21 protein-coding genes are annotated in these 22,055 nt (G+C 75.8%); 15 read left to right on the top strand and 6 right to left on the bottom strand.

What is annotated here, in order from left to right; all coding sequences use genetic code 11:
• The first annotated feature begins 207 nt into the window (after nucleotides 1-207).
• The 3 genes from AMIR_RS19165 (at nucleotide 208) to AMIR_RS19155 (ending at nucleotide 2,408) form a co-directional block, all read left to right on the top strand.
• Nucleotides 208-522, top strand: coding sequence for a hypothetical protein (locus tag AMIR_RS19165; protein WP_015802610.1), 315 nt, complete (start codon nucleotides 208-210; stop codon nucleotides 520-522).
• Nucleotides 523-562: 40 nt separating this feature from the next.
• Complete coding sequence (locus AMIR_RS19160) at nucleotides 563-1,810, top strand: nucleotide sugar dehydrogenase (RefSeq protein WP_015802609.1); 1,248 nt, start codon at nucleotides 563-565, stop codon at nucleotides 1,808-1,810.
• Between the two features lie 61 nt (nucleotides 1,811-1,871).
• The gene (locus AMIR_RS19155) at nucleotides 1,872-2,408 is read left to right on the top strand and encodes an EF-hand domain-containing protein (protein WP_015802608.1); all 537 of its coding nucleotides are present in this window, start codon (nucleotides 1,872-1,874) and stop codon (nucleotides 2,406-2,408) included.
• A 200-nt stretch (nucleotides 2,409-2,608) separates the two neighbouring features.
• On the opposite strand, the gene AMIR_RS19150 is transcribed toward AMIR_RS19155, so the two are convergent.
• From AMIR_RS19150 to AMIR_RS19125, 6 genes are all read right to left on the bottom strand, one after another.
• Nucleotides 2,609-3,097, bottom strand: a complete 489-nt coding sequence (locus AMIR_RS19150; protein WP_015802607.1) for a DUF6917 domain-containing protein — start codon at nucleotides 3,095-3,097, stop codon at nucleotides 2,609-2,611.
• Nucleotides 3,097-3,984 carry a Gfo/Idh/MocA family protein gene (locus AMIR_RS19145; protein WP_041838009.1) on the bottom strand — a complete coding sequence of 296 codons (888 nt, stop codon included), beginning with the start codon at nucleotides 3,982-3,984 and terminating at the stop codon, nucleotides 3,097-3,099. Before AMIR_RS19145 ends, AMIR_RS19150 begins: the two co-directional genes overlap by 1 nt.
• 278 nt (nucleotides 3,985-4,262) lie before the next feature.
• Nucleotides 4,263-5,351: an Ldh family oxidoreductase gene (locus tag AMIR_RS19140; RefSeq protein WP_015802605.1), complete on the bottom strand. Its 1,089-nt coding sequence runs from the start codon at nucleotides 5,349-5,351 to the stop codon at nucleotides 4,263-4,265.
• Complete coding sequence (locus AMIR_RS19135; RefSeq protein ID WP_015802604.1) at nucleotides 5,348-6,586, bottom strand: M20/M25/M40 family metallo-hydrolase; 1,239 nt, start codon at nucleotides 6,584-6,586, stop codon at nucleotides 5,348-5,350. The genes AMIR_RS19140 and AMIR_RS19135 overlap by 4 nt, the downstream gene beginning before the upstream one ends.
• Nucleotides 6,583-7,455, bottom strand: coding sequence for a sugar phosphate isomerase/epimerase family protein (locus AMIR_RS19130; RefSeq protein WP_015802603.1), 873 nt, complete (start codon nucleotides 7,453-7,455; stop codon nucleotides 6,583-6,585). Before AMIR_RS19130 ends, AMIR_RS19135 begins: the two co-directional genes overlap by 4 nt.
• Nucleotides 7,445-8,473, bottom strand: a complete 1,029-nt coding sequence (locus AMIR_RS19125; RefSeq protein WP_041836866.1) for a Gfo/Idh/MocA family oxidoreductase — start codon at nucleotides 8,471-8,473, stop codon at nucleotides 7,445-7,447. Before AMIR_RS19125 ends, AMIR_RS19130 begins: the two co-directional genes overlap by 11 nt.
• Nucleotides 8,474-8,724: 251 nt before the next feature.
• Here AMIR_RS19125 and AMIR_RS19120 point away from each other — a divergent pair, with 251 nt between their 5' ends.
• The 12 genes from AMIR_RS19120 (at nucleotide 8,725) to AMIR_RS19065 (ending at nucleotide 22,027) form a co-directional block, all read left to right on the top strand.
• Nucleotides 8,725-9,867 (top strand): DegT/DnrJ/EryC1/StrS family aminotransferase, encoded by a 1,143-nt coding sequence (locus tag AMIR_RS19120; protein WP_240438567.1) that lies wholly within the window; start codon nucleotides 8,725-8,727, stop codon nucleotides 9,865-9,867.
• A complete protein-coding gene (locus tag AMIR_RS19115) occupies nucleotides 9,864-11,000 on the top strand; it encodes a DegT/DnrJ/EryC1/StrS family aminotransferase (RefSeq protein ID WP_015802600.1) in 1,137 nt (378 codons plus the stop codon). The genes AMIR_RS19120 and AMIR_RS19115 overlap by 4 nt, the downstream gene beginning before the upstream one ends.
• Nucleotides 11,001-11,009: 9 nt before the next feature.
• Complete coding sequence (locus AMIR_RS19110; protein ID WP_015802599.1) at nucleotides 11,010-11,651, top strand: class I SAM-dependent methyltransferase; 642 nt, start codon at nucleotides 11,010-11,012, stop codon at nucleotides 11,649-11,651.
• On the top strand, nucleotides 11,648-12,835 hold the full coding sequence (locus tag AMIR_RS19105; protein ID WP_015802598.1) for a UbiA family prenyltransferase: 1,188 nt from the start codon (nucleotides 11,648-11,650) through the stop codon (nucleotides 12,833-12,835). Before AMIR_RS19110 ends, AMIR_RS19105 begins: the two co-directional genes overlap by 4 nt.
• Nucleotides 12,835-14,151, top strand: a complete 1,317-nt coding sequence (locus tag AMIR_RS19100) for an NAD(P)/FAD-dependent oxidoreductase (RefSeq protein ID WP_015802597.1) — start codon at nucleotides 12,835-12,837, stop codon at nucleotides 14,149-14,151. Before AMIR_RS19105 ends, AMIR_RS19100 begins: the two co-directional genes overlap by 1 nt.
• Before the next feature lie 11 nt (nucleotides 14,152-14,162).
• Nucleotides 14,163-15,698: a class I adenylate-forming enzyme family protein gene (locus tag AMIR_RS19095; RefSeq protein WP_015802596.1), complete on the top strand. Its 1,536-nt coding sequence runs from the start codon at nucleotides 14,163-14,165 to the stop codon at nucleotides 15,696-15,698.
• Nucleotides 15,699-15,738: 40 nt separating this feature from the next.
• Nucleotides 15,739-16,533 (top strand): class I SAM-dependent methyltransferase, encoded by a 795-nt coding sequence (locus AMIR_RS19090; protein ID WP_015802595.1) that lies wholly within the window; start codon nucleotides 15,739-15,741, stop codon nucleotides 16,531-16,533.
• Nucleotides 16,530-18,038 (top strand): CoA transferase, encoded by a 1,509-nt coding sequence (locus tag AMIR_RS19085; RefSeq protein WP_015802594.1) that lies wholly within the window; start codon nucleotides 16,530-16,532, stop codon nucleotides 18,036-18,038. Before AMIR_RS19090 ends, AMIR_RS19085 begins: the two co-directional genes overlap by 4 nt.
• Entirely contained in the window at nucleotides 18,035-19,522 is a 1,488-nt protein-coding gene (locus AMIR_RS19080; RefSeq protein WP_015802593.1) for a class I adenylate-forming enzyme family protein, read from the top strand. Before AMIR_RS19085 ends, AMIR_RS19080 begins: the two co-directional genes overlap by 4 nt.
• A complete protein-coding gene (locus AMIR_RS19075; RefSeq protein WP_015802592.1) occupies nucleotides 19,519-19,944 on the top strand; it encodes a carboxymuconolactone decarboxylase family protein in 426 nt (141 codons plus the stop codon). Before AMIR_RS19080 ends, AMIR_RS19075 begins: the two co-directional genes overlap by 4 nt.
• Nucleotides 19,945-20,071: 127 nt before the next feature.
• Nucleotides 20,072-20,437 (top strand): 5-carboxymethyl-2-hydroxymuconate Delta-isomerase, encoded by a 366-nt coding sequence (locus tag AMIR_RS19070; RefSeq protein WP_015802591.1) that lies wholly within the window; start codon nucleotides 20,072-20,074, stop codon nucleotides 20,435-20,437.
• A 489-nt stretch (nucleotides 20,438-20,926) separates the two neighbouring features.
• Complete coding sequence (locus AMIR_RS19065) at nucleotides 20,927-22,027, top strand: hypothetical protein (RefSeq protein ID WP_041836865.1); 1,101 nt, start codon at nucleotides 20,927-20,929, stop codon at nucleotides 22,025-22,027.
• The last annotated feature ends 28 nt before the right edge of the window (nucleotides 22,028-22,055 follow it).

Genomic DNA, 22,055 nt, shown 5'->3' with positions numbered 1-22,055 from the left:
TGATCGAAGCCTTCCCCCTAAGTGGTGATGCTCGCTGGTTTTATCGGGCGGATGACCACCGTTTCGGTCATGTCCTCCGCCGGTAGGGTGAACCCGTTGCAGCACAAGGCAACCTGCGCGAGTGGTGTTCCACTTCGGACAGAACCGGCGGCCCGGCCGACTGCTAGTTTCCCGGCAGCACAGCAATTCCAGACCGGGAGAATCATCATGAAGCGCATCGCGGCCACCGCGCTCGGCGCGGCCGTGCTCACCGCTCTCACCGCCTTCGGCGCCCCCGCGGCCCAGGCGGCCGACCACGACATCGTCGTCGTCTTCTCCACCGAGTTCCAGAACCTGCGCGTGTACGAGATCCCCGAGACCACCAAGTGCTACTCGCTGCCCCTCGGCGCGCACGTGCTGTCCAACCTCACCACCAAGAACGTGGCCATCTACGCCGACCCGTTCTGCTTCACCCTCTCGCTCAGCGTCGCCCCCAACTCGGGCTCGCACGTCACGCCCATCGCGGGCAGCTTCCGCGTCTGACCGGCGCGAGCACCGCACCGAGCACACCGAAAGGGCGGCAGTGTCCGTTGATCTCGTCGTGGTGGGGGTCGGCTACGTCGGCCTCCCCCTCGCCGCCGCGGCAGGCGCGGCGGGGTTGACCGTCGTCGGCCTCGACACCTCGGCCACCGTCGTCGACGGGCTCACCGCGGGCCGCTCGCACGTCCCCGACGTCCACGACGCGCGACTGGCGGCCATGCTCGACGCCGGGTTCACCGCCACCACCGACCCCTCGGTGATCGCGACCGCCGACACCGTCGTCCTCTGCGTCCCCACCGGCCTCGGCGTCGACGGCAGGCCCGACCTGGGCGCCGTGCGCGCCGCCTCGCGGACCGTCGCCGACCACCTCACGCCCGGAACCCTGGTGGTGCTGGAGTCCACCAGCTTCCCCGGCACCACCGACGAGGTCGTCCGGCCGATCCTGGAGAGCGCCGGCCTGGTCGCGGGCGAGGACTTCCCGCTCGCGTTCTCCCCCGAGCGCGTCGACCCCGGCAACCGCCGCTACGGCATCACCAACACCCCCAAGGTCGTCAGCGGCCACACCCCGTTGTGCGCCAAGCACTGCGCCGCGTTCTACGGCCGGTTCGTCGACACCCTCGTGGTCGCCAGGGGCACCCGCGAGGCCGAGATGGCCAAGCTGCTGGAGAACACCTACCGGTACGTGAACATCGCGCTGGTCAACGAGATCACCGTGTTCTGCGAGCGGCTCGGCCTCGACGTGTGGGACGTGCTGCACTGCGCGGCCAGCAAGCCGTTCGGGTTCATGCCGTTCTCGCCCAGCGCGGGCGTCGGCGGCCACTGCATCCCCGTCGACCCGCTCTACCTGCTCGACCTGGCCCGCCGCGAGGGCGCGGGCCTGAGCCTGGTGGAGGCCGCGCTGCGCGTCGACGCCTCCATGCCCGGCTATGTCGTGGACCGCGTCGAGCGGATGCTCGCAGGCCACGGCAAGCCGCTCGACGGCGCGCACGTCCTGCTCCTGGGCACCGGCTACAAGCCGGACGTGCCCGACACCCGCGAGTCGGCGGCCCCGAAGGTCGCCGCCCGCCTGCACGCGCGCGGGGCCGCGGTGTCCTACCACGACCCGCTCGCCGCACCACTGCCGGAACTCGGGCCACCCGTGCCCGACCTGGACTCCGCCGTGCGCGACGCGGACCTCGTGGTCCTGCTCGTCGCCCACGGCGGGTACGAGCTCGGCCGTCTGGCCAGGAGGGCGCGCCTCCTGCTGGACGTCACCGGCCGAGTGCCGGGCATCGCGGTCCAGCGCCTCTAGGACCGCGCCGCCCGGCGTCAGCGCGCCACGCACCACACCGACTACGAGAAGTGGGAAGCACATGTCCACTGGCATCATGCAGGAGCGCCTCGAGCGCCGCTTCGACATGTGGGACAGCAACCACAACGGCCTCAACGAGCGGTCCGACTACGAGACCGAGGCGAACAACATCCTGCGCGCCTTCGGCGAGGACGCCTCTACCCCGCAGGGCAAGGCCCTCATCAGCTCCTTCACCGCGATGTTCGAGTACTTCGCGGAGAAGGCGGGCGTCGGCCCGCACGGCGCGATGAACAAGCAGCAGTTCATGCAGGTCGTCGAGGCCGAGGTCTTCGAGGGCGGCGACGCGGGCTTCAGCCGCGCGGTCCGGCCCACCATCCAGGCGATCATGAACCTGATCGACACCGACGGCGACGGCCAGATCAACCCGGTCGAGTTCGAGAAGTACCTGAGGGTCATCGGCGTGGACGACATGTCCGCGCAGGAGGCCTTCGCGCAGATCGACACCGACGGCAACGGGATGCTGTCGATCGACGAGCTGGTGGACGCCGTGCGCGCGTACCACTTCGGCACCCTGGACGTGCCGCTGCTGGGCCGCTGAACCGGGCCCGCTGTCCGGCCTGAGCCGGTAGGAGAGCCCTCGGCGCATGCCGGGGGCTTTTCCGCGTCCCCGGCGGCTCCGGGCGCCGGCCACGGGCGCCGGTCGTGGGTGCCGACCGTCCGCGGAACCGTTGCCGGGCAAGGAAGAACCCGCCCCCGCGTTGCCGCGCGGGAGCGGGTCGAAGTTCCCCGTGTGCGGGCTCAGACCATGCGCACCGCCTCCGGCGCCTGGCTGAACAGGACGCCCACCTCGGGCTTGAGGCCCAGGTCCGCGCCCGTGCGCACCTCCGCCGCGTTGATCAGGATGTTGTAGTGGTTCGGGTGGTGGCAGGCGTCGAAGCCGAGCACCCGGCCGACCAGCTCGCCGCCGATCCACACCTCGTCGCCCCGGTCGAGCACGCCCGCGTCCTCGATCTCCACGAACCCGAGGAACCCGACCCGGTCGACCCGCGCGCCCGCCGAGGTCTCCGCGTGGTCGGTGGTGACCAGCTCGTGCACCTCGCCGCGCCGCACGCACCGGCTCGCGAACGGCTCCAGGCTCATGCCCCGGTCGTCCCTCCGGTGCACCAGCACCTTCACCACGCTGCCGCCGACCGGCCGCTTGGGTCCGTCCTCGCGCACCGGGTCGCCCCTCCCGGCCACCCGCGCCGCCCCGTCCGGCGGTCCCGCCACCGGCACGTCCCGCTCCATCACCGAGCCTCCCGTCGGTAGACCTCGTCCACGATGGCGAGCGCGGCCAGGCCCCCGTCGGCCCAGTCCGCCCCCGCGCGCGCCGCGCGCCCGAAGTCGCGCAGCACCCCCGCGTACTCGTGCCACAGCGAGGACTTGAACCCGCTGTGCCCTTCCAGCGCGTCGGCGCGCAGCACCGTCCCGTCGGCCAGGCGCACCTCCACGTCCTTGCGCTCGCCGGGGAAGGACCAGTCCAGCTCGACCTCCACCGGCGCGCTTCCCCACAACCGCAGCAGCGCCCTGCGGTCCACGCCCGCCGCGTCCCGCTCCACCTCGGCGGAGTCGAGCCGCAGCGGTCCGACGAACAGGCGGGCCACGTCGAGCGCGTTGGGCCCGTTGTCGGCGACGCACCCGCCACCGCAGCGCGCGGCGTCCAGGTACCAGCGGTCCGCGCCGACGTGCTCCTCGATGCGCTCCAGGTACCGCACCCGCAGCCACTCGACCGGCGGTCCGCCGACGAGCTTGTCGCGCAGCGCGAGCAGGGTGCTGTTGTAGCGCCGGTGGAACGCGGTGAACAGCGCGACCCCGCCCGCCCGCGCCGCCGCGACCAGCGCGACCCCGTCCGCGAGGTCGGTGGCGAGCGGCTTCTCCACGCACACCGGCAACCCGGCCGCGACGACGTCCCGGCACACGGCGGCGTGCACGTCGTTCGGCGTGGTGACCACGACCGCGTCCAGGTCGGCGGACGCGAGCATGACCCGGTGGTCGGTGAAGGCGGGGACGGGGTGCGCGGCGAGGGCGGTCGGGTCCAGGTCGCACACGGCGGCCAGCTCGAACGCGGGGTCGTCGGCGATCGCGGCGAGGTAGAACCGCGAGATCACCCCCAACCCGACCACCCCGAGCCGCAGCGGCGCTCGGGGGCCGGGGACCCGCGCCGGGCGGGCGCCGGATTCACCCGAACCGACCGGGCTGGTCGCGCCGAACACCGAACCGGTGGAGTGCGGACCCGCGCCGCGTGCGCGAGGTGAACCGCCCACCGCTGCCACACCACCGAGCCCGGCTCGACCGACCGTGGTGCCACCGCCGAGCCCGCTCCCGTCGAGCCCGCTCCCGTCGAGCCCGCTTCCACCCAGTCCGTTCCCGCAACTCCCGGTGCTGCCCTCGCGCCCGTTCCCGTTCCCCGCCATCACCCCGCCTCCCGCAGCTCAGGCGCCTCCGCCAGCAGCTCCTCGTACAGCCGTTCCGGCACCGGGACGCCGTGCGCGCGGCGCCACGCGGCCCGTTCGCCCTCGTGCCAGCCGGGGTACACCACGGGGTCCGCGCCGGGCAGCGGCGGGCAGGCCAGGAGGGCGGTGAACAGCCCGGCCGCGTCACCGGCGAAGCCGCCGCGCAGGGCGTCCGGGGCGAGCACCACCGCCGTCACCCCGATCCCGTCGTCCGCGCCGCCGTCGTCCGCGCCACGGTCGCCGGTCAGCGCCTCCCGCGCCGGACCGACCGCCGCGCCCGGCACCAGCGCCGCCAGCACCTCCACCAGCAACCCCAGGCCGTACCCCTTGTAGCCGCCGGTCTCCGGGGCGCCGCCCAACCACCGCAGGTGCGCCTCGCCCCGGTCGAACGCGCCCGCGTCCGTCACCGGCAGGCCGTCGTCGTCGACCAGCCAGCCCTCCGGCACCGGCTCGCCCGCCCGCGCCGCCTGCCGCACCCGCCCGGTCGGCACCACGGTCGTGCTCATGTCCAGCACGAACGGGTGGCCGTCGCCCGCCGGGCAGGCCAGGGCCAGCGGGTTGGTGCCCAGCATCGCCACCGCGCCGCCCGGCGGCCGGGCGATCCGCTGGCCGCCGCAGTTCGACACCACCAGCCCGACCATGCCCCTCCGCGCCGCCCGCGCCGCGTGGTAGCCCGCGCAGCCGAAGTGCGTCGCGTCGCGCAGCGCCACCACGCCCACCCCGTGCCGGGCCGCCCGCGCGCACGCCAGGTCCACCGCCTGCGCGGCCGACCACAGGCCCAGCGCGCGTCGCCCGTCCGCCAGCACGCTCGCGCCCAGGTCCCGCTCCACCACCAGGTCCGCGCGCGCGTCGGCGCGACCGGAGTCCAGCAGCGGCAGGTACAGCCTGCCCAGGTTCACCAGCCCGTGCGAGGTCACGCCGGTCAGGTCGCCGTGGCACAGCGCCTCGGCGGCGGTCGCCGCGCGGTCGCGCGCCAGGCCGCGCCCGGCGAACACCGACGCCACCGCGCCCAGCAGTTCCGCGTGCGGAACCACAACGGTCCCGGTCATGCTCCTCCGTCCCGCGCGAAGCGCACCACGATCCGGCGCACCACCTCGGTGAACCGGTCCAGTTCCGCGACGTCGGCGTACTCGCCCCGAGCGTGCGCGTTGTTCGTCCCCAACGACCCCGGCCCCAGCACCGCAGTGGCGGCGCCGGGCACGCCCGCGAGCCAGATCGCGTCGCAGGTGAACGCGGGCTCGTCCGCGGGCCAGCGCGGCGCGATCCCGCGCAGCAGCGGCACGTCCCGGTCCGGCAGCGCGGGCAGGCCGCGCTTGCGCCACTCCAGGGTGGTGATCGCGACCGCGTCGGCAGCGGTCCGCCCGAACGGCGGCACCCCGCCGAACCGGCGGCGGAACTCGGCCAACCCGGTCCCCAGCGCCGCCTCCACGCCCGCGCCCAGCTCCCGCGCCGACTCCGCGCTGCCGTACGACAGGTTCAGCAGCAGCTCGCCGCTCCCGTACACCCGGTTGTGCATCCGCCCGGTGTGCAGCCCCGCCACGCACAGCCGCCCGTCCGGCGCCCGCCCGGCCAGCTCGCCCGCCAGGTGCTGGGCGAGGAACCCCAGCAGCACCGTCGCGTTGTGCCCCGCCTCCGGCCGGTCGTCGACCGCGTCCTGCCCGCGCACCCGCACGCTCGCGGTCATCGCGGCGGTGCACCGGGTCAGGTAGCGCAGCCCGGTCGGCTCGCAGAAGACGTTGAGCGCGCCGTGGAAACCGGCCTCCACCAGCGGTCGGGTGCCGAACACGCCCATGGCCCCGCCCTCCTCGCCGGACACGGCCTGCACCAGCACGCCGACGTCGCGCCCCACCGCGGGCTCCTCCGCCAGCGCCGCCCGCACCCCGGCCAGCAGCGCCACGGCGGGCCCCTTGGCGTCGATCGCGCCGCGCCCGTGGAACCGCGTCCCGTCGAACCCGGCGGCCTCGAACGGGGCCACGGTGTCCAGGTGCGCGTTGAACATCACCGAGGGCTCGGCCGGGCCCAGCCGCAGCACCAGGCTCGGTTGGCGCGCCAGGAAGTCCGGGTCGCGCCGCACGGCCTCCCGCACCGCGGCGGGCACGTCCGGGCGCAGCGCCGACTCCGGCGCGGCCGGTCCCAGGAACTCGGTGCGGAACCCGATCCCGGCGGCGGCGGTCGCGTAGGCGGTCACCGCCTCCCACAGGTGGACCTCGTCGCCGGTCTCCAGGGGGCCGGCCGTCGGCAGGGACAGCAGGCGCAGCAGCAGGTCCCGGTCCTCGGCGATCACCGCAGCAGCCGGGACATCGCCCGGCCCGCCGAGACGAACGCGGCGGACGCGCCCTCGGGCAGCCCGGCCGACTCGTGCGGGCGCAGCGCCACGTGCGGCTCCAGAGACCACGCGCCCCGGTAACCCCTGGCGCGCAGCAGCTCCACGCACTCGGCGACCCGCGCGTCCCCGGTCCCCGGCTCCACGAACCGCCCGCCCACCGCGTCCTTCACGTGCACGTGCTCGACGTGCTCGGCGACCAGCGCCAGCGCCGCGAGCCCGTCGTACCCGTGCGCGACGGGGTTCCCGGTGTCGAACAGCAGCCCCAGCGCCGGACTGTCCACCTCGGACAGCATCTCGAGCGCCCGCTCCGCGCTCGTGCCCGCCCAGCCGGAGCAGTTCTCGTGCAGCAGCACCACTCCCGCGACCTCCGCGCGCACCGCCAGCTCCCGCACCCGCGACAGCGCCCGCGCCCGCCACAGCGGTTCGGCGAGCCCGTCGTCGGGGTAGGACATGATCCGCACGTACCGGGTGCCCAGCTCGGCGCACCGCCGCAGCAGCACCTCCAGCTCGGCCAGGTCCCGCTCGAACGGCCCGGTGACCGGCCGCGCCCAGTTGCCGATCCGCGAGTCCAGGCACACCGCCCGCACCCCGGCCTCGCCCAGCGCGGCCACCACGCCCGCGAACGCCTCGTCGCCCAGGTCCGCCACCGCGACGCCACCGACCGTGCGCAGCTCGATCGCCGACCAGCCCAGCTCGGCCAGCGCGGCGAGCTGACCGGGCAGGTCGGACGCGGCCTCGTCGGTGATCCCGGCGAGCGCCCCGGCTCCGACCGGGGCGGGCGGGCCGGACCCCGGCGCGCCGGCGCCGTCAGCGCCGTCAGCGCGCACCGGTCGGCGTCCTGCTCTCGGCGCGCGCCGACGGGACGACCGGCTCGGCGCTGATGTTCTTCGCCACCGACAGCAGCCGCACCACGTCGCCCGCGAACGCGAAGCCCTGCGAGTGCGGGTCGCCGGTGCCCCGGAACAGCCGGTAGGCGCGCAGCACCCACTCGGTCAGCGAGTCGTCCCGCAGCACGGTGTGCTCGCGCCGCCCGTGCCCGGTCACGGTCAGCTGCGAGTGGTCGTCGTCGCCGCTCACCGCGTAGTGGCCGACGGCCCGCCCGCGCTCGAACTCCACCGTCACCCGCCGCTCGCGCACCGGCGAGGTCAGATCGGAGCTGATCTCCGCGCGCACCCCGCTGTTGTGCCGCAGCCCCAGCCGCGCCCCGCCCATCCTGGGCACCACCACGTCGCCGAACGCCAGGTCCGAGCCCGCCGCGTGGGTGACCCGCGCGCTGCCCGCCAGCCGCAGCGCCAGGCCGACCCCGTGCGGCAGCTCCACGTCGAACGCGGTCGGGTGGCTCGGGGCGGTGAGCGAGCGTCGGAAGCGCGGCTTGTTCTGCACGATCGACACCGAGCGCGCCTCGCCCAGCTCCCCGCCGCGCACCAGCTCGGTGAGCCGGGCGGTCAGCGAGCTCATCTGCCACGGCTCGACCACGGCGATGCGCAGGCCGTGCCTGCGGCGCAGCCGGGCGATGCGCGCCAGGTCGTCGGTGTCCGAGGCCAGCGGCTTCTCCACCACCAGGTTCCGGAAGCCCAGCTCGGCGATCTCGCCGATGACCTCGGGCCGGGTGGTCGGCGGGGTGCACACGTGCACCGCGGTGCGCGCCGGGTCGAGCAGCTTGGCGGCCTCGGCGGCGGTCGCGGTGGTCACCAGGCCCGGCCGGTCGGCGAGCACGCGGCGCGGGTCGCAGGCCACCACCGGCTCGGCGGAGAACAGGCCGGGCGCCGCGGCCCGAGCCTTCGCCAGCACCGGCAGGTGCAGCTCGGCGCCCGCCCTGCCCAACCCGATCACCAGTGTCCGCACGTCCGCCCCGTCTGCCGCAGTCCCCGCGACCCGGCGAAGAGCCGGGCCATTCGGGCGCAGACGTTCTCGACAACGGGGCTCAATTGTCAACTTAGCGCCCATTAATTGACCAGGAAGAGTGAATGAAGTGCGCTCGGGGAGTTCTTCCCCACGACTGCCCTACGCTGCGCCGCGTGCTTCGACAGCGGAGGTGGACACCCCTGCCGGTCCCATTCTTCACACAATCCGCGACTTTTTCACGATTGTGGCCGGTGACGCGGCACCACGTCGAGGACGTCGTGGAGAACGGCAAGTACTCGCACGGCCGCAAGGTGGTCGAATTGGAGCGCGCGCTCGCCGAGTACACCGGCGCGCGGCACGTGATCGGGGTGAACAGCGGCACCGACGCGCTCGTCCTGCTGCTGCGCGCCTGCGGCCTCGGCGCGGGCGACGAGGTGGTCGTCCCGGCGTTCTCCTTCGCCGCCACCGCGACCTCCGTCGTCCTCGCGGGCGGCACGCCGGTGTTCGCCGACGTCGAGCCGGACGGCTACGGCATCAGCCCAGCCTCGGTCGCCGCCGTCGCCACGCCGCGCACCCGGTTCGTCATGCCCACCCACCTGTTCCACCACACCGCCGACCTGACCGGCGTGCGCGAGGTCGCCGACCGGCTGGGCCTGGCCGTGGTCGAGGACAGCGCCGAGGCGATCGGGATGCGGTACGGCGGCAGGCACGCGGGCCTGCACGGCTTCGGCGGCGTGCTCTCCTTCTTCCCCACCAAGACCCTCGGCGCGCTCGGCGACGCGGGCGCGGTCATCACCGACGACCCCCGCGTCGCCGAGGTCGTCTCCGCGCTGCGCCACCACGGCCGCCCCGGCCCCACCGCCGACAACTTCCCGGCCATCAACACGGCCACCGCGCTGCCGGGGGTCAACAGCAAGATGGACGACGTCCAGGCCGCCGTCCTGCTGGCCAAGCTCGGCCGCCTGGAGCAGGACATCCGCCGCCGCGCCGAGCTGGCCGCGCGCTACACCGCCCGGCTCACCGGGGTTCCCGGCGTGCGCAAGCTCCCCGAGGTGCTCCCCAGGGCCGAGGCCGTGCGCGGGGTCGCCTACGTCTACGTCGCCGAGTTCGCCCGCCGCGACGAGCTGGCCGAGCACCTGGCCGCGCGCGGCGTCGGCACCGAGACCTACTACCCGCTGCCGCTGCACCTCCAGCCGTGCTTCGCGCACCTCGGGCACGCGCCCGGCGACTTCCCCAACGCCGAGGCCGCGTGCGCGCACGCCCTGGCGCTGCCGCTGTACCCGGACCTCGCCGAGGAGCAGGTCGACCGGGTCTGCGCCGAGATCCGCGACTTCTACGCCGCCTCGGACCTGCACCTGTCCGCGCCCGCCGCGAACCGGGGGAGCCGCCGGTGACCACCACCGCCACCATCCCGTTCTTCCCGACCGACCTGTTCGACGACGAGCGCGAGGTGCTCCTGGAGCTGCTGCACGAGGTCGCCACCGACCCCGAGCAGAAGTTCATCCTCGGCTGGCGCACCGCCGCGCTGGAGCGCGCGATCCGCGACTCGGTGGGCGCCGCCGACGCGGTGGCCTGCGGCAGCGGCACGTCCGCGCTCGTGCTGGTGCTCAAGGCGTTCGGCGTCGGCCCCGGCGACGAGGTCGTGGTCCCCGCCTACGGGTGCGCGCCGCTGGCCGCCGCGCCCGTGCTGCTCGGCGCGACCCCGGTGTTCGCCGACGTGGACCCGCGCACGCTGGTGGTCGACCCGGCCGAGGTCGAGTCGCTGATCACCGAGCGGACCAGGGTCGTGATGCCCGCGCACATGTTCTCCACCATGGCCGACATGCCCGCGCTGCGGCGGATCGCCACCACCGCGGGCGTCCGGCTGCTGGAGGACTCCGCCGTCGCCCAGGGCGGGGTGCTCGGCGGGCGCGCCGCGGGCACCTGGGGCGACGCGGGCGTCTACTCGTTCGTGCAGGTCAAGACGTTCGGGATGCCCGGCGAGGGCGGCATGGTCGTCACCGGCGACCCGGCGTTGGGCCGCGCGGTGCGGGTGCTGCGCAACCACGGGCAGGACGGCGTGCGCCGGTTCGTGCACCACACCGTGGGCTGGAACAGCCGGTTCGACGAGGTCATGGCCGCCTTCCAGCTGCACCGGCTGCCCGGCTTCCCGGAGCGGCTGGAGCGCAGGGCCCGCATCGGCGACTACTACGCCGAGCGGTTCGCGCACCTGGCCCCGCTCGGGATCACCCCGCCGCCGCCCGGCCGGGACGGGCGCTGCTTCTACGTCTACTCGCTGCTCGCCGAGCGCCGCGACGAGCTGCGCGACCACCTGCTCGCCAACGGGGTCGGCTGCCACGCCTACTACCCGGCCCCGCTGCCCCACCAGCCCGCGTTCGCCCCGCACGCCGACCGGCGCCGCGACTGGCCGAACGCCCGGCGCGGCTGCGAGCGCTCGCTCGCCATCCCGATCAACCCCCGGCTCACCGACGCCCAGGTCGAGCACGTCGCCGACCAGGTCTGCCGGTTCGCCGAGCGGCCCCGCTGAAGGAGAGAGATGCAGCAGGCAACACACGCGCTCACGGCGGGCGAGGTCGCCGCCGAGTGGGAGCGCAGGGCCGCCCGCGACGGGCTGGCCCGCGTGATGCGCGCCTCCCAGCCCACCGCGCTCGCCGAGTCCACCACCGCGCGCACCCGAGAGCTCGTCGCCGGGCACCTGGACCGGCTCGCCCCGGTCGGCTCCGCGCTGGAGATCGGCTGCGGCATGGGCAGGCTGACCCCGACCATCGCCGCGCGCGCCTCCCGCGTGCTGGCGCTGGACATGACCGGGCCGATGCTGGACCTGGCGCGCGCCGCGTGCGCCGGGCTGTCCACGGTGGACTTCCACCGCGCGCCGGTGCAGGAGATGCCGGTGCCGCGGCGGAAGTTCGACGTCGCGGTGTGCGTGTGGGTGCTCATGCACGTGCTGGACGAGGACGAGCTGGCCGAGGCGTGCCGCCGGATCGCCGCCTCCGCCCGCCACCTGGTGCTGGTCGAGTACGAGCGGGCGCACGTCCCGGTCGGCCGCTACTCGCGGCTGCGCGGCCTCGCCGACTACCTGGAGCTGCTGCCCGGCGCGCGGCTGGTGGAGCGGCGCGAGCTGGACTACGGCGGCGACCTGTCGTTCGCGGCCCTGATCGAGCTGGGGGAGCGGGCGTGAGCGGCGCGCGCGCCCGCGCCGAGGACGCGCTGGGCGCCACCCAGCCGCTCGGCACGGCGACCCAGCCCGTCGACCTGTCCGAGATCACCGCCGTCACCCCCGCCGTGGTCGACCCGCCCGCGCACCACCACCCGGCGCCAGGCAACCCGGCGCCAGGCAACCCGGCGTCAGGCGACCCGGCGCCCGGCCGGCCTGCGCACGGCCGTCCCGCGCACGACGTGACGCAGCCCGTCGGGCACCGGATCGGCTCCACCCAGCGGATGGCCGCCGTCACCGGCCGCTTCCCGCTCGCCGCCTACGCCCGGCTCGCCAAGCTCGACATCGTCGACTACTACCTCGGCGTCCTGCTGGTCTGGACGCTGCTCGCGCCCGCGCTGCGCCTGGACGGCCACGTGCTGGCCACCACCGCCGTGTTCCTGCTCGGCGAGGTGTTCGTCATCGCCGCCATGGTCGCCCTGGACGACCTCACCGGCTTCCGCGACGGCAGCGACGTCACCAACTACGGCCCGGACGACGCCAAGCGCAAGCGCGTCCGCAAGCCGCTCGTCGCGGGCACGCTCACCGAGCGCCAGGTCATCGGCTTCGCCTGGGCCACCGGCCTGGTCGGGGCCGCGCTGTGGACCGCCGCGACCCTGATGGCCCCGCACAGCCCGCCGTGGGTGGTCGTCCTGATCGTGGTCACCTACTTCTTCTCGCTCCAGTACTCCTGGGGCGTCAAGCTGAGCTACCACGGGTTCCAGGAGTTCTTCATCGCCGGGCTCGGCTGGGCCCTCGTGCTCGCCCCCTACGGGCTGGCGGTCGGCGAGGTCGACGGGTTCGCGCTCGTGCAGGCCCTGCTGTTCGGCATGGGGCCGCTGCTGTTCGGCGTCTACTCCAACACCAACGACGTCGCGGGCGACCGCTCGGTGGGCCGCCCGACCGTGGCCGCGCTGACCACCCCGAGCGGCAACGCCCTGTTCGTCATGGGCCTGACCACTGCCGAGATGGCGCTGATGGTCGTCGCGCCGGTCGTCGGCGCGCCCTGGTGGTTCCTGGCGGCGATGACGCCCACGTTCTGCCTGCGCGTGGCGCAGCTGCGGATCGGGTTCGGCCGGGGTGACGTCCTGCGCGCCCGGACGCTCGGCATCCACACCCACCGGGTCACCACCGCCGTGCTGCTCGTGGTCAACCTGGTGGTGCGGTGATGGACCTGGACCGGGACGACCTCGACGGCGACCTCGACGTCGCCGTCGTCGGCGGGGGCATCGCCGGGCTCGCCGCCGCGCACGCCGCGCGCGCCTCGGGCGGCCGGGTGCGGGTGTTCGAGGCGGCCGACCACGTCGGCGGGCGCATGTCGACGCTGCGCGTGGACGGCTTCCTCGCCGACACCGGGGCCGAGCAGCTGCCCGAGCGCGGCTACGACGCCACCTGGTCGCTGCTGGCCGAGCTGGGCGTCGACCGCGCCGACGTGCCGCTGATCGGGCGGCGGGTCGGGATGTGGCGCGGCGGCCGGGTCCGGCCCGGCGTCGCCGACGCGCTCGGGCTGCTCACCGGCGCCGGGCTGGGCCTGCGGGCGCGGCTGGACGCGCGGCGCGCGCTCGGCTCCGGCCACGACCTGGACCGGCCGGAGGACTCCGGCACGGCCACCGTCGTCGAGCACCTGGCCCGCTACCACCGGGACGTGCTGGAGTACCTGCTCCAGCCCGTGGTGTCCGGGTTCTTCGGCTGGCGGCCCGAGCGCTCGGCCGCCGGGCCCGCGCTGGCGCTGCTCGGCTCGGTCGGGACCGCGTCCACCTGGCGGGTCTACCCGGACGGCATGGACTCCCTCGCCCGCGCGCTGGCCGACCGGCTCGACGTGGAGACCTCCGCGCGGGTCAACGAGGTCGTGGCCGACCGGGACGGCGCCCGGCTGGTGGTCGGCGGCCGGGAGGTCCCGGCCCGCCGGGTCGTGCTGGCCGTGCCCGCCCCGGTCGCGCTGGACCTGCACGCCAACCCGCCCGAGCGGGAGGCGGAGTTCCTGCGGGCCTGCACGTTCACGCCGGTGGTCAAGGTCCACCTGCTGCTGGACCGGCCGCTGCCGTCCGCCGCCTACCTGGTGACCGTGCCGCGCGCGGAGAGCGACGTCGTCTCCGCCATCGCCTTCGACCACCTCAAGCACCCCGGCCGCGCCCCCGAGGGCAAGGGGCTGCTGACCGTGATCGCCAACCCGGTGCTCGCGCCCCGGCTGGCCAGGCTGCCCGACGCGGACGTCGCCGACATGCTCACCCGCGCCACCGAGAAGTTCGCGCCGGGCCTGGGCGAGGCGGTCACCGGCGCGCTGGTGCACCGGTTCCGGCACGGGCTGCCCGAGGCCACGCCGAGGGCGCTGGGCCTGCGCGCCGGGTTCGACGCCGCGCTCGGTTCGTCCACCGTGGACTACGCGGGCGACTGGGTGCTGCTCAGCCCGTGCAGCGAGGCCGCCGTCCGCACCGGCCTGCGCGCCGGGGCCCGCGCCGTCGCCAGGAGGGGTGAGCTGGTGTGAGACCGCACGACATGGGACTGCTGTTCGAGGAGTGCGCGCAGCGCGGCCACCGCACCGCCGTGGTGCTGGACCGGCCGCTGGACATCGCGCCCCACCTCGGCGCGCACCTGACCGTCCCGCTCCTCGCCGACCTGGTCGCCGAGGCGTCCGGCTGGCTGGCGGCGGCGGGCGCGCGGCCGGGGGACCGGGTCGCGATCGTCAAGCGCAACCACTGGGACTACGACCTGCTCGCCTGCGCCGCCGTCCGGATCGGGGCGATCCCGGCCCAGCTGTCCGGGCACCTGTCCGACGAGGTGCTGGAGGTCCTGCTCAAGCGGCTCGACCCGGCGGTGCTGGTCACCGACCGGGCCCTGCCGGGCAGCGGCGCGCGGACCGTGCTCGCGCTGGCCGACGACGTCGACGGCGCGCTCACCCTGGACGACGTGCGCGGCGGCGCCCGGCCCGCGCCGCACCGCCGCCACGACGACGAGCCGCTCGTGGTCAACCACACCTCCGGCACCACGGGCGTGCCGAAGCTGGTCGCGCACAGCACCCGCAGCATGGTCCTGCGGCTGGCGCGCAAGGAGGCCGTGCGCTGGCCGGTGATCGGCGTGCGGCCCGACGACGTGCTCGCCAACGCCAGCTCCTACGCGCACGCCCGCACGTTCTGCTGGACCGCCAGCGCCCTCGCGCCCGCGCCCGCGCAGATCACCGTGCTGAGCGACCCGTCGTCCGCGCCCAGGGTGCTCTCGGCGCACCCGCCGACCGTGGTGGAGGCGCTGCCCTCGGCGTACGCGCGCTGGCAGACCGTGGTGGGCGTGCCGGACAACCCGTTCCGCCGGGTCCGGCTGTACGTCAGCACCTACGACGCGGTGCACCCGCCCTCGGTGCGCCGGATGCTCAACGCCTCCCGGCAGGACCACCCGGTCTGGATGCAGGGGTGGGGCCAGACCGAGACCGGCCCGCTGACCTTCCGGTTCCTCACCCGCCGCGCCGTCACCGGCCCCCGGCCCAGCACCCGCCACCTGGGCAGGCCGCTGCCCGGCGGCGCGAAGCTGCGCGTGGTCGACCCGGAGACGTTCGAGCCGCTGCCGCGCGGCCGGGTCGGGCTGCTGCTGGCCCGCACCCCCTCGCTCGGCTCCGGCTACCTCGGCGAGGAGGAGCGCTGGCGCGCCAAGGAGGTCGACGGCTGGTGGAACACCGGCGACCTCGGCTCGATCAGCCGCACCGGGGCGGTGCGCCTGCTCGACCGGGAGGTCGACTCGACGCCGGGCGTGAGCTGCCTGAACGTCGAGGACCTGGTGGAGAACCGGCTGCCCGAGGTGGTCGAGTGCGTGCTGCTGACCCCGGCGGGCCGCCCGCCGCTGCCGGTGCTGGTCACCTCGGACGGCCTGATCGGCGAGCGCCGCTGGCGCACCGCCGTGGCCGACCTGCCCGAGCTGGCGGCCCCGGTCGTGCTCGGCTGGGACGAGGTGCCGCGCACCGGGACCGGGAAGGTGCGCAGGCTGGAACTGCTGGCCAGGCTGGACGGCCGGGTCGAGCCCGACGCGCGCGGGCGCTGGACGTGAGGCGCCGCAGGAGCGCCGCGACACCACGAGGGGAGCGGCCGTGACCGCGATCGACGCGGGGTACGTGTTCGACAACCACAGCGACCACGCCGGTGAGCAGCACCGCTGCCTGGCCGCCGCCTACGACCCGATGACCTTCGCGCGGCTGGCGCTGACCGGCGTGCGCAAGGGCTGGCGGTGCCTGGAGGTCGGCGCGGGTGGCGGCAGCGTCGCGCACTGGCTGGCCAACCGGGTCGCGCCCACCGGGTCGGTGCTGGCCACCGACATCAAGCCCGACCACGTGCCCAGCGCGCCGGGGCTGACCGTGGCCAGGCACGACGTGGTCGCCGACCCGCTGCCGGAGGGCGAGTTCGACCTGGTGCACGCGCGGCTGGTGCTGCTGCACCTGCCCGAGCGCGAGGCGGTGCTGCGCAAGCTGGTGCGCTCGCTCAAGCCGGGCGGGTGGTTGCAGCTGGACGAGTTCGACATCACCTACGGCCCGGTGCTGCTCGCGCCGAGCCCGCGCGCCGCCGCCGTGTACGGGAAGTACCTGGCTGCCAAGGAGGAGATGTTCGTGCGGGCGGGCGCGGACCCGGCCTGGGGGCGGCGCGTGGCCTCCGCGATGGCCGGGGCCGGGCTGGTCGACGTGGACCCGGCGCCCGCGCTGTTCCCGTGGCGGGCGGGCTCGCCGGGGGTGCGGCTGATCGCGCACCACACCCGGCACCTGCGCGACCAGCTCGTCGCGGCGGGCATGACGGACGGGGAGCTGGCCGAGGTCCGCGAGGTCATGGCCGACCCGGCGTTCCGGGCGACCTCGTGCGCGGTGTACTCGGTGCAGGGCAGGCGGCCCGCGTGACCGCGCTGCTGGACGCGCTGTCCTGGGCGGGCCCGGTCGACCTGCCGCTGGAGTGCGAGGCGGACGTGCAGGCCGCGTGCGGGCTCATGCACGTGCACGGGCGCGCGCTGGGCGGTCCGGCCCGGCTCGGCCTGGACTACGCCTCGGCGCTCGCGGGCGAGCTGGCCGGGCTCGCCCGGCTGGCCGTGGAGCTGTCGGTGGCGCGCGGCGGGCCGGTGCGCGGGTTCACCACATCGGTGGCGCAGGCCGGGCTGCTGGCGGTGTCCCAGTACCTCGCGGCGGCCACCGCGTCCGACGACGGCGCGCCCCCGGAGGTCCACGCGCCGGGCGGGCCGCCGTTCACCTCGGCCGAGGGCGCCGAGTTCGAGCTGGAGGCGCTGGACGCCGGGGTGTGGCTGCGGTTCTGGACCAGCGCGGGGGCCTCGCCCAGCGCGGTCGCGTCCGGCTGGCGGCCGTTCCTGCACCGCTTCGCCACCGCGTCGTGCCCGCTGCCCGCCGAGCTGCACGCGGTCGCCGCCGGGCACCCGCTGCCGGTGCTGCGCGCGCTCGCCGAGGACACCGGCATGACCCTGGTGCGGGTGGCGGAGCGCAGGCTGGCCGACCTGCCCGCGCACCGGGTCGCGGCGCTCGGCGGCGCGGCGTCGGGGCCGCTGCCCCCGGCCGTGGGCGCGCTCCCGCTGGACGGGCTGGTGGTGCTGGAGTCCTGCCGCCGGGTGCAGGGGCCGCTGGCCGGGCACCTGCTGCGGATGCTCGGGGCGTCCGTGGTGCGGCTGGAACCGCCGGGCGGCGACCCGCTGCGCTTCGTGCCGCCGGTGGTCGGGGGACCGGTCGCGCTGTCCCCGGTGTCGGGCGTCCCGGTCTCCGCGTCGCCGGTCTTCGGCGCTCCGGGCGCGGTGCCGCCGGGGTCCGCGCCGCCGGGGTCCGGGATGCCCGCCGTGTCCGCGCGGTTCCACGCCCTCAACCGGGGCAAGGGCGTCGCGTTCGCCGACCTGTCCACTCCGGACGGTCGGGAGCGGGCCCTGGAGCTGGCGCGCGGCGCGGACGTGTTCCTGCACAACTGGGGGCCGGGCAGGCAGGAGCGCTGGCGGTTGGGCGGGCGGGAGGTCGCGGCGGCGCGGCCGGGGATCGTGCACGCCCACGCCTCCGGGTGGGGCGACGAGCTGGGACCGACCCCGCCGCTGGGCACGGACTACGCGGTGCAGGCGCACGCCGGTGTGCCGCGTTCCCTGATGACGCTGGTGGACGTCTTCGGGGGTGTGGTGTGCGCCCGCGCCGTGCTGGACGGGCTGCTGCGGCGGGTGCGGTCCGGGAGCGGGCAGGTCGTGGGGTCCTCGCTGCTGTCGGCGGCGTCGCGGCTCAACGCGGTGTCCGGGCTGTCGGGCGGCGCGCCGTCCGTGCCGGTGTGCCAGGACCTCGCGGCGCTGGCGCGCGACCCGGCGTTCGCGCGGGCGGTCGAGTTCGACGGGTGCGCGCTGCCCGTCCCGCCGTGGGAGTTCCTGACGTGACCTGGGTTTCCGACACCGGGCTGGCGGTGGTGGACCTGGTGCCCGCGCGGCTGCGCGCCGAGTGGGTGCGGCTGGGGCACTGCCCGGACCGGGACCTCGGGGCGTTGCTGCGCGAGCGGGTGGCCGAGCACCCCGGCCGGGTCGCGGTCGTGGACGAGTCCGGGGAGCTGGACTACGCGGGGCTGGACCGGCGGGTGCGGGCGCTCGCGGGTTCCTTGCAGGAGCGCGGGATCGGGCCCCGGTCGGTGGTCGGGGTGCGGCTGCCCAACGGGATCGGCGCGGTCGTCGCGGAGCTGGCGGTGTCGGCGGTCGGCGCGGTCGTGCTGCCGCTGGCCGGGTCCGACGCCGAGATCGCCGCGCTCGCGGCCCGTGCCCGCGCCGCGCTGGTGCTGACCGGGGGGCTGCCCGGTGGCGGCGGCTTCCGACCGGTGGAGGTCGACCCGGAGGCGCCCGCGCGGGTGCTGGTGTCGTCCGGGTCCGAGGGCGAGCCGAAGCTGGTCGCCTACTCGCACAACGCGTTCGCGGGCGGTCGGGCGAACTACCTGCGCGCCGTGCACGGCGGCGTCCCCGAGGGCGCGCGGGACCTGGTGCTGGTGCCGCTGTCGTCGGCGTTCGGGTCGTTCGGGGCGGCGATCACGTTGTGCCGGTTCGGCGGGACGCTGGTGCTGCGCCGCCGGTTCGACGCTCGGGAGGCGTTGGAGGCGATCGCGCGGCACCGCCCGGACCACGTGTTCGGCGTGCCGACGATGCTGCGCCGCATGGCCGACCTGGCGGCTTCCTCCTCCGCCGCGGGCCACTTCTCGTCGGTGCGGGCGTTCGTGTCCAGCGGCGACGCGCTGCCGCCGTCGGTGCTGGCGCGGTGCCGCGAGGTGTTCGGGGCGGACGTGGTGTCCGTGTACGGCTCGTCGGACGGGGTCAACTGCCACACCCGCACCCCGGAGCACGGGGTGGGCCGTCCCGACCCGGCGGTGACCGACGTCCGGGTGGTGGACGGCGAGATCCGGGCGCTGGGGCCGATGACGCCGCTGAGCTACGTGGGCGCGCCGGAGCTGGACGCCCGCTACCGGACCGGGGGCGGGTGGGTGCGCACCGGCGACCTGGGGCGGTTCGACGCGGACGGGGTGCTGCACGTGGTGGGGCGCGGCAAGCGGGTGGTGCTGCGCGGCGGGTACACGATCAGCCCGGCGGAGGTGGAGCGCGAGCTGGGGGCGCACCCGGCGCTCGGGGACGTGGTGTGCGTGCCGGTGCCCGACGAGGACCTCGGGCAGCGGTTGTGCGCGTGCGTGACCGCGCGGCCCGGCGCGCCCGTGCCGGGGCTGGGGGAGCTGACCCGGTACCTGGTGGCGGAGCGCGGGGTGTCGGTGCGGAAGCTGCCGGAGTTCCTGCTGGTCCTGGACGAGCTGCCGGTGGCGCGCACCGGGAAGGTCTGCCTGCGCACGCTGGCGGCCGTGGCGGGGCGTCACCACGAGAGGGAGAGGGCATGACCACGCTGGACCCGTTGGCGGGACCCGGTTACCCGGCGCTGGTGGCGCTGGCGCGGGCCGTGGACGAGGACACCTCGGTGTCCGAGGGGTTGGTGGAGCTGGTGCGGTTGCGGTGCTCGCAGGTGAACGGGTGCGCGTACTGCCAGCGGTTGCACGGGGCGCGGGCGGTGGAGCTGGGGGAGTCCGCGGAGCGGATCGCGGCGCTGGCGGGGTGGCGGGGGAGCGCGCTGTTCGACCCGGCGGAGCGGGCGGCGCTGGAGCTGGCGGAGGCGGTGACGCTGGTGGCGGACGGGCGGGTGCCGGAGGAGGTGCTGGACGCGGCGGTGGCGGCGCACGGGGTGGCGGGGGCGCAGCAGCTGATCTGGGTGTCGCTGGTGGTCAACGCGTTCAACCGGCTGGCGGTGGGGATGCGGCTGGCGTGAGGCTTGGGGGCGTGGCCGCGACTGTGGCCGTGGCTGCGGTGTTGGCGGCGGCGGGCTGGTCGGCGCCCGGTCGGCGCGTCGCCGTGCCGCGTCACGCGAACGGCCCAGCGCCGGCTAGGCTCGGGGGATGCCGCAGATCACCGTCGAGTACTCCGCGTCCCTGACCGACGCCTTCGACCGGCGCGCGTTCGCCCTCGCGCTGCACCCCGTGCTCGCCGAGGTCGCGGGCAGCGACCTGGGGGCGTTCAAGACCCGCGCCTACCGCCTGGACGAGGCCGTGGTCGGCGACGGCTCCGGCGAGGCCATGGTGCACGTCCGCGTCGCCCTCCTCTCCGGCCGCGACGCCGCCACCAAGGCCGCGGTGTCCGACGCCGCGCTCACCGTGCTCACCGAGCACCTCGCGGGGGTCACGGGGCAGCGGGTGCAGGCGACGGTGGAGATCGCCGAACTGGACAAGGACAGCTACCGCAAGCAGGTCGTCGGCGACCTCTGACCGGCCGGGGGCGCAGCACGGGAGCAGCACGGGGGCACCGCGGCGACGTGGTGCCCGCACCAGTGCGGCCCCGGCGCAGGCTGACCGGCCCCCGCCGCCCGGAACTCCCGGCCCCACCAGCCCTCCGGGCGGCGTCCAGCCCCACCTTCACCCGTTCCCGATCGGCCTCCAACCCCCACCCGCCCCCGGATCGGCCCAGTCCCTCCGGCAAGCGCTTTCCCGGTGACCGCGAAAACCCCAGGTCACCGCGTTCTCCGCACGGCTGCGGGGAAAACTCCTTCTGCATATGATCCCGTTCTGCCTCAAAAGGGGGCATCCGAGGGTGATAATCGAGCGCATGGGTCGTCGGGGGGCGCGCTCGTTCGCAGGGACCGCACCCGCCGCCCGGTGCGCGTGCCGGGCGGCCCCGTGCTCGCGCCGGGTCCGAGGAGGGGATCGCACACGTCGAGGGGACCGCGGTTGACTTCCGCTGGGAGTGGTGACGGCAGGGTGTCCGTGTCGCTGACCGGGCCCAACAGCCACGTGCTGGTGCGGCGGCCCGGTGTCGGGAGCCTGTCGGTGGGGCCGCCCGGCTCGGACAGGGTCGACCTGGTGGTCGGGCCCGACGACCGGGTCGACTGGACCGCGCTCGACGGGCTGGAGACCCCGGCGGGCGGGTTGTGGCCGCGCTGGGTGGACTACCGGGGCAACGACCTGTCGGTGTTCGAGTGGGCCCGCGCGCGCCGGGTGGAGGGCCTGCACTTCGAGGCCGCCTCGGACGTCGTGATCGACGCGAGCGGCTCCCGGTTCGGCTCGCTCACCGTCAACTCCGGCGGGCACTGCGTCCGCCTGCGGCTCGCGCCCGCCGAGCTGTGCCCGCGCGTCGCGCTGCAGGGCGCGCCCGCCGACTTCGTGCTCGCCGCCGGTGGCGCGCTGCCGGAGCTGGCGCTGGCGCTGCCCGCCACGTCCGCCCGCGCGCTGCCCCGGCTGCCGGTTCTCGCGGACCTGACCCACCTGATGGTGTCCACCGGCCCGCTGGACGAGCCGTTCGACTGCCGCAGCCTGCTCCAGTTCCCGCGCCTGCGCTCGCTGGCCCTGTCCGGCTCGCTGGCGAACCTCGGCGCGCTGGAGGTGCTGCCGCTGCGGCAGTTGCAGATCCGCTTCTGCCCCGACCTGGCCGGGCTGCCGCCGCTGCGCTCGTTCCCGGAGCTGACCTCGTTCCTGGCGTGGAACGTGGACGCGGCCGTGGGCCGCAGGCTGCGCACCGAGCTGCGCGGCCCGATCGCGCAGCGGCTGACCGGGCACAGCGGCGTGTCGCAGCTGCGGGAGCGGCCGTGGTTCGTGGAGGAGTACGGGCTGCCGTTCGCGGGCTGGGCGCCCAGGACGGGCGCGGCGGCGACGAAGGCGTTCAAGGTGGCGTCCAAGGCGATCGGACGGGGCGGCGACGTGCGGGAGGCGGTCGCCGGGTTCGTGCGCCGGGTGGGCGAGCTGCCGGGCGTGGAGACCGGGGAGCGCGAGGACGCGGCGGAGGCCGCCGTGCTGCTGGGCAAGATCGGCGGCGTGGACCGGGACACCGCGCTGGGCTGGTTCGAGGCCGTCCGCGACTTCTGAGCCCCCCGGAACCGCCGCCCGCCCCCCC

It is taken from the genome of Actinosynnema mirum DSM 43827 (assembly GCF_000023245.1).
Lineage (GTDB): Bacteria > Actinomycetota > Actinomycetes > Mycobacteriales > Pseudonocardiaceae > Actinosynnema > Actinosynnema mirum.
Note: the sequence above shows the minus strand (reverse complement) of the source record. Positions and strands in the feature narration are given on the sequence as shown.

Coding starts and splice junctions, on each gene's coding strand:
- AMIR_RS19075 (WP_015802592.1), top strand. CDS start 19,519: ATGACCACGCTGGACCCGTTGGCGGGACCCGGTTACCCGGCGCTGGTG.
- AMIR_RS19140 (WP_015802605.1), bottom strand. CDS start 5,351: ATGACCGGGACCGTTGTGGTTCCGCACGCGGAACTGCTGGGCGCGGTG.
- AMIR_RS19095 (WP_015802596.1), top strand. CDS start 14,163: ATGGGACTGCTGTTCGAGGAGTGCGCGCAGCGCGGCCACCGCACCGCC.
- AMIR_RS19150 (WP_015802607.1), bottom strand. CDS start 3,097: ATGGAGCGGGACGTGCCGGTGGCGGGACCGCCGGACGGGGCGGCGCGG.
- AMIR_RS19070 (WP_015802591.1), top strand. CDS start 20,072: ATGCCGCAGATCACCGTCGAGTACTCCGCGTCCCTGACCGACGCCTTC.
- AMIR_RS19165 (WP_015802610.1), top strand. CDS start 208: ATGAAGCGCATCGCGGCCACCGCGCTCGGCGCGGCCGTGCTCACCGCT.
- AMIR_RS19100 (WP_015802597.1), top strand. CDS start 12,835: ATGGACCTGGACCGGGACGACCTCGACGGCGACCTCGACGTCGCCGTC.
- AMIR_RS19155 (WP_015802608.1), top strand. CDS start 1,872: ATGTCCACTGGCATCATGCAGGAGCGCCTCGAGCGCCGCTTCGACATG.
- AMIR_RS19110 (WP_015802599.1), top strand. CDS start 11,010: ATGCAGCAGGCAACACACGCGCTCACGGCGGGCGAGGTCGCCGCCGAG.